This is a genomic window from Bradyrhizobium sp. USDA 4449 (assembly GCF_054056275.1).
The window spans coordinates 906,442-919,892 of record NZ_JBSRYD010000001.1 but is presented as its reverse complement, the minus strand read 5'-3'; the positions used below and the strand labels follow the sequence as shown (position 1 = coordinate 919,892).

Here is a 13,451-nt window from a genome sequence, read left to right as displayed (position 1 = left end):
TCAGGCGCGGGTCGGCCTTCGGCCGGTGCTAAGCTCGCAATGACGGAACCACACCATGTCGCTCAAACTCTACGAACTCGTCGGCACCGATGCCTCGCGCCCGTTCAGCCCCTATTGCTGGCGCACGCGGATGGCGCTGGCGCATAAGGGGCTGACGGCGGAATCGCTGCCGTGGCGCTTCACCGAGAAAAGCACGATCGCGCCGCACGGCTCGGACAAAGTCCCGGTGCTGCTGCATCACGACAAGCCGGTGGTCGATTCCTGGGCGATCGCGAACTATCTCGAAGACAATTTTCCGGATCGTCCGTCGCTGTTCGGCGGCGAGGGCGGCCGTGCCATGGCGCGCATGATCAATGCCTGGGGCGATATCGCGATCGTCGGCGGCATCTTTCCGCTCATCATCGCCGACATCCCGAAGAATCTGGCCGAGATCGATGCCGCGTATTTCCGCCAATCGCGCGAGGCGCGGTTCGGCGGCAAGACACTCGAAGAGATCATGGCGAGCCGCGACACCGGCGTCGTCGCGTTCCGCAAGTCGCTGGAACTGATGCGGCAAACCTTCAAGACGCAACCCTATCTCGGCGGCGCTGCGCCGAACTATGCCGACTACATCGTGTTCGGTGGTTTTCAATGGGCACGTGTGGTGAGCCCGTTCAGGCTGATCGAGGCCGATGATCCGATTTACGTTTGGCGCGAAAAGCTGCTCGATGCGTTCGACGGCATGGCGCGGACATCGCCGGGGCATCCAGTGTAGACTTCGCAGGGTCGGCAAAGGCGGATCGCGCCGTGCCCACGCCATGGAAATGGTGGGCACGCTTTCGCTTGCCCATCCTACGATCCTGCCTCCGCCGCCGCCTTCCGCAAACATTCCCGGCACAAGCAATCCTCGCCCTTGATCGGCATCGGCAGCTTGGCGGTCTCCTCCGCGCACCAGCAATGGCCCGCGAGATCGCAGCCGAACTCGGTGCCGCAGCGGGAACAGGCGAGGCGGCGCGGGACCGGTTGGGTCAGCGTGATTTCTTTCGGATTTGTCATGATTCAGGTCGAAGCTTTGCCGTCATTTTCATGCCGGGTTCATCTGTCGCTGCAGTATATTAGGCGCCGCGTGCAAACCAGGAAAGTGGTTGGCAACGCGCGGAGAACAAATCGATGGCCCGCGATTCGCAAGCCGCTCTCGTCGCGCTGAACCGCTTCGGCTTTGGGCCGCGCGGCGGCGCATCCGGCGATCTCGTCAATGCAGCCTCCGACGCCAGAGGTTTTGTGAAGGCGGAACTGGCGCGTCCCTATGGCGTGCTGCTTGAGGCGCCTGGGCTGCAATCGACGCCGCAACTCGGACAGGCTGCATTCGCGTATCAGGACGAGGTCAAACAGGCGCGCGAAGCCGCGAAGGTGGCCACGCCGGCCGAAGCGCCCGCGCCGCCCGCCGAGCAGAAGGCCGACAACCAATTGCGGCGCAATCTTTCGCTCAACACGGTGACCAGCGAGATCGCGGGCCAGCAGACGGCTGACGCGAAGCAGGCCGGCGCCACGTCGAAGCCCGAAAGCATGCAGCCTGGCGTCTCCGCGCCGGCCGCTGCAAAACCGGCACAGCCGCTCAACGTGATCCAGAAGACCTTTCGCGCCGAGGCGCTGGCGCGGTTGCAGCGCGCGATGCTGGTCGATTGCGGCTTCACCGAGCGCCTGGTCGTGTTCTGGTCGAATCATTTCTGCATCTCCGCGAGCAAGGGCGAGCTGGCGCGGATGTGGGCCGGCGCCTTCGAGCGCGAGGCGATCCGCCCGCATGTCCTGGGCCGCTTCGCCGACATGCTGCAAGCGGTCGAGCAGCATCCGGCGATGCTGTTCTTCCTCGACAACCAGCAATCGCTCGGACCGGATTCGCGCGCCGGGCAGAACCGCAAGCGCGGGCTGAACGAAAATCTCGCGCGCGAGATCATGGAGCTGCATACGCTCGGCGTCGGCGGCGGCTATACGCAAGCCGACGTCACCTCGCTCGCGCGCATCATCACCGGCTGGACCTTTGCGGGCCGGAAAGGCCAGCTTGGCGCGCCCGGCGCGTTCGTCTTCAACGCCAATGCGCACCAGCCGGGGCCGCAGGTGCTGCTCGGCAAAACCTATGAAGCGAACGGTCTCGCGCAGGGCGAGGCCGCACTTGCCGATATTGCGCGGCATCCGTCGACGGCGAATTTCATCGCGACCAAACTCGTTCGCCACTTCGTCGCCGACGATCCGCCGCCGGCGCTGGTTGCGCGGTTGCGCGACGTCTTCGTCAAGACCGATGGCGATCTCAAGGCACTGGCCGCGGCGCTGGTCGATTCCGACGAGGCGTGGAAAGCGCCGCTGACCAAGATGCGCTCGCCCTATGATTTCCTGGTCGCGAGCGGCCGGCTGCTCGCGCGCATGCCGGAGGATCCCGGCTTCTATCTCAATAGTCTGAACCTGCTCGGCCAGCCGTTATGGACCCCGGCCGGGCCGAACGGTTTTCCGGATACCGCCGCGGCCTGGGCCGCGCCCGAGGGCATCAAGCTCAGGCTCGATATCGCTTCGCAGATGGGCGCGCGGCTCGGACCCAACATCGATCCGCTCGACCTTCTGGAATTCGCGGCGGCGGACGCGGCGTCGGTCGAAACCCGCAAAACCATCGAGCGCGCGGAATCGCGCCAGCAGGCGCTGGCGCTGCTGCTGATGTCCCCGGAAATTCAGAGGAGATGATGATGATCGACTGCGTCGAAAACCGGCTCCTCACCTCGCGCCGCGGCCTTCTGCTCGGCGGCGCGTCGTTTGCAGCCTGGGCCTATCTGCCGAAATTCGCGCGCGCAGCCGACGGGCGCGATCCCCGACTGATCGTGGTGATCCTGCGCGGTGCGCTCGATGGGCTCGCGACCGTCGCGCCGATCGGCGACCCCGATTATGCCGGCCTGCACGGCTCGATCGCGCTCACGGCGGATGGCGCGCATCCCGCGCTGATGCTGGACTCCTTCTTCGGGCTGCATCCGTCGATGCCGGAATTCGCGCGCATGTACCGCGCCCAGCATGCCGCGGTGATTCACGCGGTCTCGACGCCTTACCGCGATCGCTCGCATTTCGACGGCCAGGACGTGCTCGAGAGCGGCTACGCCGGCCCCGGTCGCGTGCAGTCGGGCTGGCTCAATCGTGCGCTCGAGGCGCTGCCGCGCGGCGAGCGCGTGTCGAGCGGACTCGCGGTCGGCCCGACCACGCCGCTGGTGCTGCGCGGCAATGCGCCGACCGTCGGCTGGGCGCCGGTCGCGCTGCCGCAGGCCGACGACGACACCGCGATGCGGCTGGTCGATCTCTACCGCCATCGCGATCCGGCGCTGGCCTCGGCGCTGACGCAGGGCCTGCAGTTGGAGAAGGCTGCGAGCGGCGACGACATGAAGCCGAAGCCCGGCAATGCCGTCGCGCAGATGCGCCAGGTCGCACGCGGCGCCGCGAAGCTGATGGCCGCCGATGATGGCCCGCGCATCGCGGCGCTCGCTTTCGACGGCTGGGATACGCATGCCAATGAAGGCGGCCCCGTCGGACGTCTCGCCTTCCTGCTCGGCGGTCTCGACGGCGCGCTCGCCGAATTCGAAAGCGGGCTCGGCGATCGCTGGCGCGACACCGTCGTCGTCGTCGCCACCGAGTTCGGCCGCACCGCGCGCATCAACGGCACTGACGGCACCGATCATGGCACCGGCACCATCGCGTTGCTCGCCGGTGGGGCCGTGAAGGGCGGCCGCATCATCTCAGACTGGCCCGGCCTCAAGCCCGGCAATCTCCACGAGGCCCGCGACCTCAAGCCCACCACCGACCTGCGCTCCGTGATCAAGGGCGTGCTGCAAAGCCAGTTCGGCCTGTCGGATCAGGTGCTGGCCCAGACGGTGTTCCCCGACAGCGCAAGCGCAAGGCCGATGAAGGGGCTGGTCGCTTGATTCCATCATTCCGGTGCCGCGCCTTGCGGCGCGTCGCGGAATGACGACATGATCGCCTGAGCATCAGGAGAGGCAAGCCATGTACATCGCCATGAATCGCTTCCGTGTCGTCAAGGGCTCGGAGGCTGCCTTCGAGCAGGTCTGGTTGTCGCGCGACAGCCATCTGGACAAGGTGCCCGGCTTCGTCGAATTCCATCTGCTGCGCGGACCGGAGCTCGAGGACCATACGTTGTATGCGTCGCATACGGTGTGGGCCAATCACGCGGCGTTTGACGCGTGGACCAAGTCGGAAGCGTTTCGTGCCGCCCATCACAGGGCCGGCGACAACAAGCCGCTGTATCTCGGCCACCCCCAGTTCGAAGGTTTCGAGGTGATGCAGACGGTGGCGCGCGGCGCGCAATGACGCCGCGCCGACACGATCATCCCAGCGTGATCTTGTCGATCTCGGCGCGATCGTCCGCGCTCAGCCGCCAGGCGATCGCCTTGACGTTCTGCTCGACCTGCTCGATGCGGGTGGCGCCTGCGATCACGCTCGAGACCTGCGGACGCGCGGCGAGCCAGGAGAAGGCGAGCTCGAGCATCGAATGGCCGCGCGCCTGCGCAAAGGCCTGAAGCTTCTCGACGATATCCTCGTTGCGCGGCGTGACGTAGCGATCGCGCAGCGCCGGCGCCTTCCCGAAGCGCGTATCGGCGGGCGCTGCCGCGCCGCGCTGATATTTGCCGGTCAACAGACCGCTCGCCAGCGGGAAGAACGGCAGCAGGCCGAGCTTGTATTCCTCGGCGGCGGGCAGCAAATCCTTCTCGATGTCGCGAACGAGGAGACTGTACTCGTCCTGTGCCGAGACGAAACGGCCGACATTCATCGCGCGCGCGGTGAATTCGGCCTCGGCGATGCGCCACGCCGGAAAGTTGGAATGGCCGATGTAGCGGACCTTGCCCTGGCGGACGAGATCGTCGAGCGCGCGCAGCGTCTCCTCCAGCGGCGTCAGCGGATCGAAATCATGCTGCTGGTAGAGATCGATGTAGTCGGTCTTGAGCCGCGTCAGGCTGGCCTCGACAGCGTTCATGATGTAGCGCCGCGAGGCACCCTGCTTGGTGCCGTCGGCCGCCATCGGCTTGGAATATTTCGTGGCGAGTACGATGTCCTTGCGGCGGTCGCCGAGCACGGTGCCGAGCACGGTCTCCGAGCCGCCCTGGCCCGCATAGATATCGGCGGTGTCGAACAGCGTGATGCCAAGATCGATCGCGCGGTGGATCACCTTGCGCGAGGTTTCCAGATCGGTGCGCTGGCCGAAATTGTTGCACCCGAGCCCGACCGCGGACACGCGCAGGCCGGAGCCGCCGAGATTGCGAATTTCCATGCCGGGTCCTGTCAAAGGAGAGCCGGCGGCCATTGTGACCGCGCTGCGACGCAGCGGCAAGCACTTGCCTGCGTTGCAGCCATGCCGCCACGGAATTGCAGGCAAAAAAATGCGGCCCCTGTCAGACGCGGCGACTGACGGGGACCGCCTGAGGCGCTTGATCGGTGACGGGGGCCAGATCAGACGCAAATGCAACCTAACCCCGGTGTGTTACGCGCCGGTGACAGCAGGACTTATCCACAGGTGTGGTGAGGATCAGAACAGCTTGCGGTAGACGATGAAGCCGGAGCGTTCCGCGACCTTGTCGTAGAGGCCCTGTGCCGTGGTGTTGGTCTCATGGGTCTGCCAGTAGACGCGCGGCGCGCCCGCGAGCCTGGCGCGCTCGTAGACGCCGTAGATCAGTGCCGAGGCGACGCCCTTGCCGCGCGAAGCCTCGTTCGTGAACAGGTCTTGCAGATAGCACGACGGCTCGATCGCGGTGGTGCTGCGATGGAACAGGTAATGCGTCAGCCCGAGCAGCTTGCCGTCGCTCTCGGCGACCAGCGCATGCACCGGCTCATAGGCATCGAAGAAGCGCTGCCAGGTCATGCGTGTGATTTCGGGCGCCAGCGCGGTCGGGCCGGAGCGGCCGTAGAAGGCATTGTAGCCGTCCCACAGCGGCAGCCATTGATCGTAGTCCTGCCGGGTCACGGAGCGAATGGCGAGCGACATCTGGGAAATCCGTGGATCGATGCTGCGCCTTCATACGTGATGATGGGTCCGCCGATCAATGGCGTCGCATCACTCCGCCGGCCGAAGATAGCGGATCAGCTTGCGCCCCTGGGGATCGCGCAGCGAGCGATAGTAGTCGGCGCGCGCCGGCGCGTCGGTGTGGCGCACGAGGTCGGTGACGGGCGTATAGCTCAGCATGCGGCCGCCGTCGGGCAGCGCGGTGCACACGAAGCGCAGCACCTCGCCATTGCGCAAGGCGATGTTGATCGGCGTGGCATCGCCGATTCGCACCATCTCCATCCGCTGCGCGATGAAGAGACCCAGCTCATCCTCCGGCAGATCGAACGCGTCGGTGTCCCGGCCGTGATACATCAGCGCGATGAAGGGCGGCTTGTCGTCGGCCTTTTCGTCCGGCAGCGCGAAATAGTCACGGAAGGCGCGGTTGATGAATTCGGCGCGGGTCTCGCCGTCGAGCAGCACGATGCCGATATCGACCTGGTCGAGTGCGGCCGACAAGCGTGCCGCACTGGCGTGGTTGTGCCGCTCGGCGGCGAAAGCAGCGAGCAGGCGTTCGCGCATCAGCCCGGTGATTGCGGCGGTGCCGCCGGTCGTGAGCGCGAGCAGCGCGAGCTGAGCGAGATCGGTCGCGGTCATGCCCGGCGTTGAACGATCGCCGAGCGACAGCAACAGCGTGCCGATCACGGCGATGGTGGCGCTGGCAAGCGCCGACGCCAAGCCCGAGAGCGAAGCGGCCAACGCCACAATGCAGACGAACAGCGGTGCGAGCATGAGCGCATGACGATCGAATGGGGTCGCCAGCAGTGCGATCACTACCGTCAGCACGGGACCGCATATGGTACGCCATTCGAACCGCATGGCCTGGCTCGTTCCTCCCTGAACGAGAAGGCGATTACACTGACCCATGGTTGCGCGAGCGCAATCCGGATTCGCTTGTTGCGCTTAACGGGCGCTTGCGAGCGGGCCCAAAGCTTTCGGATGATTTTAGACCAAATGGGCGTGCATGATGCGCTGTTGCGCGGCGGGCGCGTTCCATGTCGACGTTCCCGGGCCCTTGCGGGTGCCGACGAAAATCAACAGCGAGGCCGCGACCAGGATGGCCGCAGTCAGGGTGATTGCAACGATGACCACGGGCGATTTCATCGGTGTCCCATCGGGATGCCATAGGCGGCGGGCCGCGCGGCACCTTGAAGGCGATCCAGAATGAAACCGGGATCAGACCGGCAGGCCCATCGCCATGCTCGCCTTGGTCGACAGCACCGTGAGGGTGACGATCAGGCACAGCGAGAGGGCGGCGACGGCGAGCGATGCCGCGACCGCGCTGGTCAGCCGAGAAGACGCGACGGTATCGGTGTGGCCCTGAAAGCCGACCGTGCCGGACGCCCGCATCATGGGTCCAAATCCTTCAACGTGCGAGCGAATCACCCGCGACGCCTCATAACGTCACAATTTCAACCGGCAATATTGGGGCAGCGATCGCGTCGAAAACGGCAGGATTGGGGCAAAGGTTAACGCAATGCCCGCTATTTCTTAACGCTGCACCGGATTTAAGCCCCCGCCGCGATGCTGGCGGGGTTGTCGATGTCGGCGGGACGCCAGTCCATCGCCACGAAGCCGGGGGCAGCCTCGACGCGCTTCAGCCAGTCCCGGATCGCCGGGAACGGCGCGAGATCGAAGTCGCAACGGTCGGCGAGGTGGGTGTAGCCGTACAGCGCGATGTCGGCGACGGTGAGCTGGCGCGCGGCGAAGTAGGCATTGGCCTTGAGATGGTTCTCCATCACCTGGAGCGCGCCGTAGCCGCGCTCCATCCAGTCCTCCAGAGCGTGGGTCTGGAGGTCGCGCCCACCCTTGACCAGCGACAGCCAGAAATAGGCGGCACCGATATTCGGCTCGAGCGCGTGCTGCTCGAAGAACATCCACTGCAGCGCCTCGGCGCGATCGATGCGGTTCTCCGGTGCGAGCGGCGTGCCGACGGCAACGTACCAGAGGATGGCATTCGACTCGGCAAGGAAGCGGTTGTCGCCGACCTCGAGCAGCGGCACCTGACCGGACGGGTTCTTGGTCAGGAAATCAGGCGTGCGGCTCTCGCCGCGCAGAATGTCCACCTCGACCGCTTCGTAAGGCTGGTTCAACAGCGCCAGCGCAAGGCGGACCTTGTAGCTGTTGCCCGAGCGCTGCATCGAATAGAGCTTGTACATTCTGGGAGTTCGATTCCGGGATCAGGGAGGTGCGGTGCTTGTTGTCCCGCATCGCGGCTAAACAATGATGCCGATGCGAATCCGCCGCAAGGGCCGCTCAATAGAAAAACTGGAAAACTCTACCGCACTGCAACTCCAGGAAAGATCATGTTCGTGCGACGCTGCAAATCAGATCACGCTTGCGTCAACATGCAGGACTCATCGCGTCGCGCGGTCGTGCGTAGAGTACGCTGAAGTCGCCACATCGTCATGGCCGGGCAAAGCCGTCCGAAGGACGGCGTCGCTTCCGCTCGCCTATGGCCCGGCCATCCACGCCGTGCCGCGCGACGCGCAGAACGTGGATGTCCGGGACAAGAGCCCGGGCATGACGGCTCATGGCACACGCACAATTGCTCCGAGGACAAGCCTTGCCGGATATGAGGGGTTTGCCGGGTAAAGTTGCGGAAAATTGCGGGAAATCGAGCTTGAAACGCTGAGGTCCCATAAACTTTTCCGAGATCAGGCCGAAGTTTCTTGCGGTGCTGCGGCACACGTTTTAGGGTGTCTTCATTCCCACAATTGGAGTCGTGAGCAAAGGGTTCACGACGCTTGTCAGGAGATGACGATGTCCTTCCTTGCCGCTGCGCTCGACCGTGTGAAGCCGTCCGCGACCATCGCGGTCACGGATAAAGCACGCGCGCTGAAAGCGGCGGGCCGCAACGTCATCGGCCTCGGTGCCGGCGAGCCCGATTTCGACACGCCGGCCAACATCAAGCTGGCGGCGATCCACGCCATCGAATCAGGCAAGACCAAGTACACCGCGGTGGACGGCATTCCCGAGCTGAAGGACGCGATCATCGCGAAGTTTCAGCGCGAGAACGGTGTCGCCTACAAGCCGAACCAGATCATCGTCGGCACCGGCGGCAAGCAGGTGCTCTACAACGCGCTGATGGCGACCATCAACCCGGGCGACGAGGTGATCATCCCGGCGCCCTATTGGGTCAGCTATCCTGAAATGGTAGCGCTCGCCGGCGGCGAGCCGGTGCCGGTGGTCTGCACCGCCGCTGACGGATTCAAGCTGCAGGCCGCGGCGCTCGATCGCGCGATCACGCCGAAGACCAAATGGGTCATCCTGTGCTCGCCGTCGAACCCGACCGGCGCCGCCTACACCAGGGCCGAGCTGAAGGCGCTCACCGACGTGTTGGTCAAGCATCCGCATGTCTGGGTGATGACCGACGACATGTACGAGCATCTCGTCTACGACGACTTCCAGTTCACCACCGTCGCGCAGGTCGAGCCCAGCCTCTACGACCGCACGCTCACCGTGAACGGCGTGTCGAAGGCCTATTGCATGACCGGCTGGCGTATCGGCTACGCCGGTGGTCCTGCGCATCTGATCAAGGCGATGTCGACCATCCAGTCGCAATCGACCTCGAACCCGTCCTCGATCTCGCAGTGGGCGTCGGTGGAAGCGCTGAACGGTCCGCAGGACTTCATCGCGGCCAACAACAAGGTGTTCAAGGAGCGTCGCGATCTCGTCGTCTCCATGCTCAACCAGGCCAACGGCATCGAGTGCCCGCGTCCCGAAGGTGCGTTCTACGTCTACCCGTCCTGCGCCGGCACGATCGGCAAGAAGGCGCCGTCGGGGAACGTGATCTCGAACGATGAGCAGTTCGTCACCGAGCTCCTGGAAACCGAAGGCGTCGCCGTCGTGCAGGGTTCGGCCTTCGGCCTCGGCCCGGCCTTCCGCATCTCCTACGCGACCAAGACCTCCGACCTCGAAGACGCCTGCAAGCGTATCCAGCGCTTCTGCGGCAATCTGCGCTGAGCCTTGAAGTAACGATCCGATACGGGAGGGCCCGCCCGATGCGGGCCCTTTTTCCTTCACATTCGAGCGATCTGGCACGCTCACGCCACTTGTGGCATAGAACGCCGGTGCGGCCGCCTGCCGTGCCTCTTTGCCTGCATCACATTCATCGCCGGAGACATTCATGCGCCGCTCATTCCTCCTCGCCGGGCTCGCTGCCGCGAGCCTCGTTGCCTCCATCGCGAGCGCCAGCGCTCAGTCGCGCTTGGTGCAGGTCGGCGTGCTCGAATGCCGCGGCGGTGCCAGCATCGGCTTCGTGGTGGGATCGGTGACCAATCTCGGCTGCGTGCTGCGCGCCGACGGCCTGCCTGAAGACCGCTATGTCGCGACGATCCGCAAAGTGGGCCTCGACATCGGCATCACCCAGGAAACCACGCTGGCCTGGGGCGTGTTCGCGCCGGTCAACCGGCTCGGCCCCGGCGATCTCTCCGGCAATTACGCGGGCGCGCAGGGCAGCGCCTCGGTCGGGGTCGGCCTCGGTGGAAACGTGTTGGTCGGCGGCTCCAACAATTCGATCGCGCTCCAGCCGCTCAGCGTGCAGGGCCAGGTCGGCCTCAACGTCGCGGCCGGACTCGAAAGCCTGGAACTGCGTCCGGGTCGCTGAGACGCGTCAATGGCGGTGCCGCTTTCACGTCTCCCAACTGGGGAAAGGGGGAACGCCAACAGTCACGACCTAATCGAACTGACGACGCACCGCAGCGACGTTTGATGCTTGCCAAATCTCGGGGAGGGGCAGAGCATCTGCGCTTGCCGACCCAATCATGGGCCGAGCTCCACACCAAGGAGGCGGCGAATGGGACAAGACGTCAGAAGTCCCCGAGGTCCACGGTGCATTGCGCTGGTGGGCCCTTTCCAAGCAGGTAAAACCACACTTCTCGAAGCGATCCTGGCGCGTACGGGCGCAATCCCCCGCGCCGGCAGTGTCGATGCCGGAACGTCCGTCGGCGACGCCACGCCCGAGGCGCGTCAGCACAAGATGACCGTCGGGCTCACTGCCGCCAGCACGAGCTTCATGGGCGACAGCTACACTTTCCTGGATTGTCCCGGGTCCGTTGAGTTCGCCCACGACATGCGCGCCGCTTTGCCCGCGGTCGACGCCGCCATCGTGGTCTGCGAGGCCGACGAGAAGAAGCTGCCGCAGCTGCAGATCATCCTGCGCGAGCTGGAGGAGCTGAAGATTCCGCGTTTCCTGTTCCTGAACAAGATCGACCGCGCCAACGAGCGCATCCGTGAGACGCTCGCGATGCTCCAGCCCGCTTCGCGCGTGCCGCTGGTGCTGCGCCAGATCCCGATCTGGAAAAACGAGCTGATCGAAGGCTTTGTCGATCTCGCACTGGAACGTGCGTTCATTTATCGCGAGCACAGGGCCTCCGAAGTGGTCGCGCTCGACGGAGGCAATCTCGATCGGGAGAAGGAAGCGCGCTTCTCGATGCTGGAGAAGCTCGCCGATCACGACGATGCGCTGATGGAGCAACTGCTCGAGGACATCCAGCCGCCGCGTGATGCGGTGTTCGACGATCTTGCCCGCGAATTGCGCGAAGGGCTGATCTGTCCCGTGCTGCTCGGTGCCGCCGCGCGCGAAAACGGCGTTCTGCGCCTGATGAAGGCGCTGCGCCACGAGGCGCCGGGAATCGCGGAGACCGCAAAACGTCTCGGCGCGCCCGAGACCAAGGACGCGCTCGGCTTCGTGTTCAAGACGCTGCACTCGCAGCACGGAGGAAAGCTGTCGCTGACGCGGCTGCTCTCCGGCCATCTCGACGACGGTGCCACGCTGCAATCCTCCTCCGGAGCAACGAGCCGTATCTCCGGCATCCTCGCGGTGAGCGGCGCTTACGACAGCAAGCGGACCTCGGCCGAAGCCGGTGACACCGTGGCGCTGGCCAAGCTCGATCCCGTCAAGACGGGCGACACCGTGTCGAGCGGCAAGACCGCGCCGGCTGCACTCACGGCGTCGGAGCCGACGCCACCGGTGCTCGCCATGTCGGTTGCGGCCACCGACCGCAAGGACGACGTCAAGCTCGGTCAGTCGTTGATGCGGCTGCACGAAGAGGATCCCTCGCTCATCGTCGTGCAGAATGCCCAGACTCACGACACCGTGCTGTGGGGGCAGGGCGAGATGCACTTGCGCGTCGCCAGCGAGCGGTTGCGCGATCGCTTCGGCGTCAAGATCTCCTCGCATCCGCCCGCGATCGGGTACCAGGAGACCATCCGCAAGTCGATCACCCAGCGCGGCCGCCACAAGAAGCAGTCCGGCGGTCATGGTCAGTTCGGCGACGTCGTGCTCGAGATCAAGCCGCTGCCGCGCGGCGAGGGCTTCAAGTTCGCCGAGACGGTCGTCGGCGGCGCGGTGCCACGCAATTATATCGGTGCGGTGGAAGAGGGTGTGGTCGACGGGCTCGCGCGCGGCCCGCTCGGTTTCCCCGTGACCGATGTGCAGGTGACGCTGACCGACGGCTCCTATCACAGCGTCGATTCCTCCGATCTCGCCTTCCGCACGGCGGCGCGGATCGGGCTCAACGAAGGCCTGCCGCAATGCCAGTCGGTATTGCTGGAGCCGATCCACGTCGTCGAGATCGTCTGTCCGACCGATGCCACCGCCAAGATCAATGCGATCCTGTCGGCGCGGCGCGGCCAGATCCTCGGTTTCGACACCCGCGACGGCTGGAGTGGCTGGGATAGCGTCCGTGCCATGATGCCGGAAGCCGAGATCGGCGAGCTCATCGTCGAGCTGCGTTCGGCCACGGCAGGCGCCGGCAGCTTCACCCGTCAGTTCGACCACATGGCCGAGGTGACCGGCCGTGCCGCCGACCAGATCATCGCCGCGCATCAGCACGCGGCGTGATTGGTCAGGAGCCCTCTCTCTCTCTCTCTCTCTCTCTGTTTCACGGGAGAGGGAGAGCGGGGAGCGATGATCTGACCACCCGTCATTGCCAGTGAAGCGAAGCAATCCAGGGTCTTTCCGCGGAGGGATTCCTGGATTGCTTCGCTCGCAATGACGGAGAGGCTTGCATTCGCCTTCAACATGATGTATTTTACATCATTGTATACGCGTAAAATATCACTTATAGTAGCTGGTACGTGAGGCTAAGGTGATCACGTCATTCCAGATGCGGGCGGCCCGTGCGCTGCTCGGCATTGATCAGAAAACCCTGGCCGAGCTTGCCGGCGTGTCGTTGCCGACAATCCAGCGGATGGAGGCCTCGACCGGCAATGTGCGCGGCGTGGTCGAGACCCTGATGAGGGTCGTCGAGGCGTTCGACCGGGCCGGCGTCGAGTTGATCGGCGAACAGGCCCGCAGCGACAGCGGCGGACGCGGCGTTCGCCTGAAGGAGCCGGGGCCGCCGCGTCGCGTGGGGGCATGATCGCGATGATCGTGCCCGCGATCAAG

The 13,451-nt window shown here is 65.1% G+C and carries 15 protein-coding genes; 8 read left to right on the top strand and 7 right to left on the bottom strand.

The window, feature by feature from the left end; translation table 11 throughout:
* The first annotated feature begins 55 nt into the window (after positions 1–55).
* Positions 56–754 (top strand): glutathione S-transferase family protein, encoded by a 699-nt coding sequence (locus ACVIIW_RS04305; RefSeq protein ID WP_456699598.1) that lies wholly within the window; start codon positions 56–58, stop codon positions 752–754.
* A gap of 77 nt (positions 755–831) precedes the next feature.
* On the opposite strand, the gene ACVIIW_RS04300 is transcribed toward ACVIIW_RS04305, so the two are convergent.
* Positions 832–1,035, bottom strand: a complete 204-nt coding sequence (locus tag ACVIIW_RS04300) for a cysteine-rich CWC family protein (protein WP_456699597.1) — start codon at positions 1,033–1,035, stop codon at positions 832–834.
* Positions 1,036–1,149: 114 nt separating this feature from the next.
* Between ACVIIW_RS04300 and ACVIIW_RS04295 the strand changes: the two genes are divergently transcribed.
* The 3 genes from ACVIIW_RS04295 to ACVIIW_RS04285 all read left to right on the top strand — a co-directional run bounded on the left by ACVIIW_RS04295 (position 1,150) and on the right by ACVIIW_RS04285 (position 4,332).
* Positions 1,150–2,709 carry a DUF1800 domain-containing protein gene (locus ACVIIW_RS04295; RefSeq protein WP_456699596.1) on the top strand — a complete coding sequence of 520 codons (1,560 nt, stop codon included), beginning with the start codon at positions 1,150–1,152 and terminating at the stop codon, positions 2,707–2,709.
* 2 nt (positions 2,710–2,711) lie between these two features.
* Positions 2,712–3,929, top strand: a complete 1,218-nt coding sequence (locus ACVIIW_RS04290) for a DUF1501 domain-containing protein (protein ID WP_456699595.1) — start codon at positions 2,712–2,714, stop codon at positions 3,927–3,929.
* A 79-nt stretch (positions 3,930–4,008) separates the two neighbouring features.
* Positions 4,009–4,332 (top strand): antibiotic biosynthesis monooxygenase family protein, encoded by a 324-nt coding sequence (locus tag ACVIIW_RS04285; protein WP_456699594.1) that lies wholly within the window; start codon positions 4,009–4,011, stop codon positions 4,330–4,332.
* A gap of 16 nt (positions 4,333–4,348) precedes the next feature.
* Here ACVIIW_RS04285 and ACVIIW_RS04280 read toward each other — a convergent pair whose 3' ends face one another.
* From ACVIIW_RS04280 to ACVIIW_RS04255, 6 genes are all read right to left on the bottom strand, one after another.
* Positions 4,349–5,290 carry an aldo/keto reductase gene (locus ACVIIW_RS04280; RefSeq protein ID WP_456699593.1) on the bottom strand — a complete coding sequence of 314 codons (942 nt, stop codon included), beginning with the start codon at positions 5,288–5,290 and terminating at the stop codon, positions 4,349–4,351.
* 255 nt (positions 5,291–5,545) lie between these two features.
* Complete coding sequence (locus ACVIIW_RS04275) at positions 5,546–6,001, bottom strand: N-acetyltransferase family protein (RefSeq protein ID WP_456699592.1); 456 nt, start codon at positions 5,999–6,001, stop codon at positions 5,546–5,548.
* A 69-nt stretch (positions 6,002–6,070) separates the two neighbouring features.
* Positions 6,071–6,877, bottom strand: coding sequence for a PAS-domain containing protein (locus ACVIIW_RS04270; RefSeq protein ID WP_456699591.1), 807 nt, complete (start codon positions 6,875–6,877; stop codon positions 6,071–6,073).
* 126 nt (positions 6,878–7,003) lie between these two features.
* Complete coding sequence (locus ACVIIW_RS04265) at positions 7,004–7,162, bottom strand: hypothetical protein (protein WP_456699590.1); 159 nt, start codon at positions 7,160–7,162, stop codon at positions 7,004–7,006.
* Between the two features lie 72 nt (positions 7,163–7,234).
* Positions 7,235–7,411 (bottom strand): hypothetical protein, encoded by a 177-nt coding sequence (locus ACVIIW_RS04260; protein ID WP_456699589.1) that lies wholly within the window; start codon positions 7,409–7,411, stop codon positions 7,235–7,237.
* Positions 7,412–7,566: 155 nt separating this feature from the next.
* On the bottom strand, positions 7,567–8,217 hold the full coding sequence (locus tag ACVIIW_RS04255) for a glutathione S-transferase family protein (protein ID WP_456699588.1): 651 nt from the start codon (positions 8,215–8,217) through the stop codon (positions 7,567–7,569).
* A 604-nt stretch (positions 8,218–8,821) separates the two neighbouring features.
* Here ACVIIW_RS04255 and ACVIIW_RS04250 point away from each other — a divergent pair.
* The 4 genes from ACVIIW_RS04250 to ACVIIW_RS04235 all read left to right on the top strand — a co-directional run bounded on the left by ACVIIW_RS04250 (position 8,822) and on the right by ACVIIW_RS04235 (position 13,425).
* On the top strand, positions 8,822–10,024 hold the full coding sequence (locus ACVIIW_RS04250; RefSeq protein WP_456699587.1) for a pyridoxal phosphate-dependent aminotransferase: 1,203 nt from the start codon (positions 8,822–8,824) through the stop codon (positions 10,022–10,024).
* Positions 10,025–10,187: 163 nt separating this feature from the next.
* Positions 10,188–10,667: a DUF992 domain-containing protein gene (locus ACVIIW_RS04245; protein WP_456699586.1), complete on the top strand. Its 480-nt coding sequence runs from the start codon at positions 10,188–10,190 to the stop codon at positions 10,665–10,667.
* A 189-nt stretch (positions 10,668–10,856) separates the two neighbouring features.
* Positions 10,857–12,905, top strand: a complete 2,049-nt coding sequence (locus ACVIIW_RS04240) for an elongation factor G (RefSeq protein WP_456699585.1) — start codon at positions 10,857–10,859, stop codon at positions 12,903–12,905.
* A gap of 247 nt (positions 12,906–13,152) precedes the next feature.
* The gene (locus ACVIIW_RS04235; protein WP_018647504.1) at positions 13,153–13,425 is read left to right on the top strand and encodes a helix-turn-helix domain-containing protein; all 273 of its coding nucleotides are present in this window, start codon (positions 13,153–13,155) and stop codon (positions 13,423–13,425) included.
* The last annotated feature ends 26 nt before the right edge of the window (positions 13,426–13,451 follow it).

What these genes read in the sequence shown, in the direction of transcription:
- ACVIIW_RS04305 (WP_456699598.1), top strand. Translation starts at nt 56, where the DNA reads ATGTCGCTCAAACTCTACGAACTCGTCGGCACCGATGCCTCGCGCCCG.
- ACVIIW_RS04300 (WP_456699597.1), bottom strand. Translation starts at nt 1,035, where the DNA reads ATGACAAATCCGAAAGAAATCACGCTGACCCAACCGGTCCCGCGCCGC.
- ACVIIW_RS04295 (WP_456699596.1), top strand. Translation starts at nt 1,150, where the DNA reads ATGGCCCGCGATTCGCAAGCCGCTCTCGTCGCGCTGAACCGCTTCGGC.
- ACVIIW_RS04290 (WP_456699595.1), top strand. Translation starts at nt 2,712, where the DNA reads ATGATCGACTGCGTCGAAAACCGGCTCCTCACCTCGCGCCGCGGCCTT.
- ACVIIW_RS04285 (WP_456699594.1), top strand. Translation starts at nt 4,009, where the DNA reads ATGTACATCGCCATGAATCGCTTCCGTGTCGTCAAGGGCTCGGAGGCT.
- ACVIIW_RS04280 (WP_456699593.1), bottom strand. Translation starts at nt 5,290, where the DNA reads ATGGAAATTCGCAATCTCGGCGGCTCCGGCCTGCGCGTGTCCGCGGTC.
- ACVIIW_RS04275 (WP_456699592.1), bottom strand. Translation starts at nt 6,001, where the DNA reads ATGTCGCTCGCCATTCGCTCCGTGACCCGGCAGGACTACGATCAATGG.
- ACVIIW_RS04270 (WP_456699591.1), bottom strand. Translation starts at nt 6,877, where the DNA reads ATGCGGTTCGAATGGCGTACCATATGCGGTCCCGTGCTGACGGTAGTG.
- ACVIIW_RS04265 (WP_456699590.1), bottom strand. Translation starts at nt 7,162, where the DNA reads ATGAAATCGCCCGTGGTCATCGTTGCAATCACCCTGACTGCGGCCATC.
- ACVIIW_RS04260 (WP_456699589.1), bottom strand. Translation starts at nt 7,411, where the DNA reads ATGATGCGGGCGTCCGGCACGGTCGGCTTTCAGGGCCACACCGATACC.
- ACVIIW_RS04255 (WP_456699588.1), bottom strand. Translation starts at nt 8,217, where the DNA reads ATGTACAAGCTCTATTCGATGCAGCGCTCGGGCAACAGCTACAAGGTC.
- ACVIIW_RS04250 (WP_456699587.1), top strand. Translation starts at nt 8,822, where the DNA reads ATGTCCTTCCTTGCCGCTGCGCTCGACCGTGTGAAGCCGTCCGCGACC.
- ACVIIW_RS04245 (WP_456699586.1), top strand. Translation starts at nt 10,188, where the DNA reads ATGCGCCGCTCATTCCTCCTCGCCGGGCTCGCTGCCGCGAGCCTCGTT.
- ACVIIW_RS04240 (WP_456699585.1), top strand. Translation starts at nt 10,857, where the DNA reads ATGGGACAAGACGTCAGAAGTCCCCGAGGTCCACGGTGCATTGCGCTG.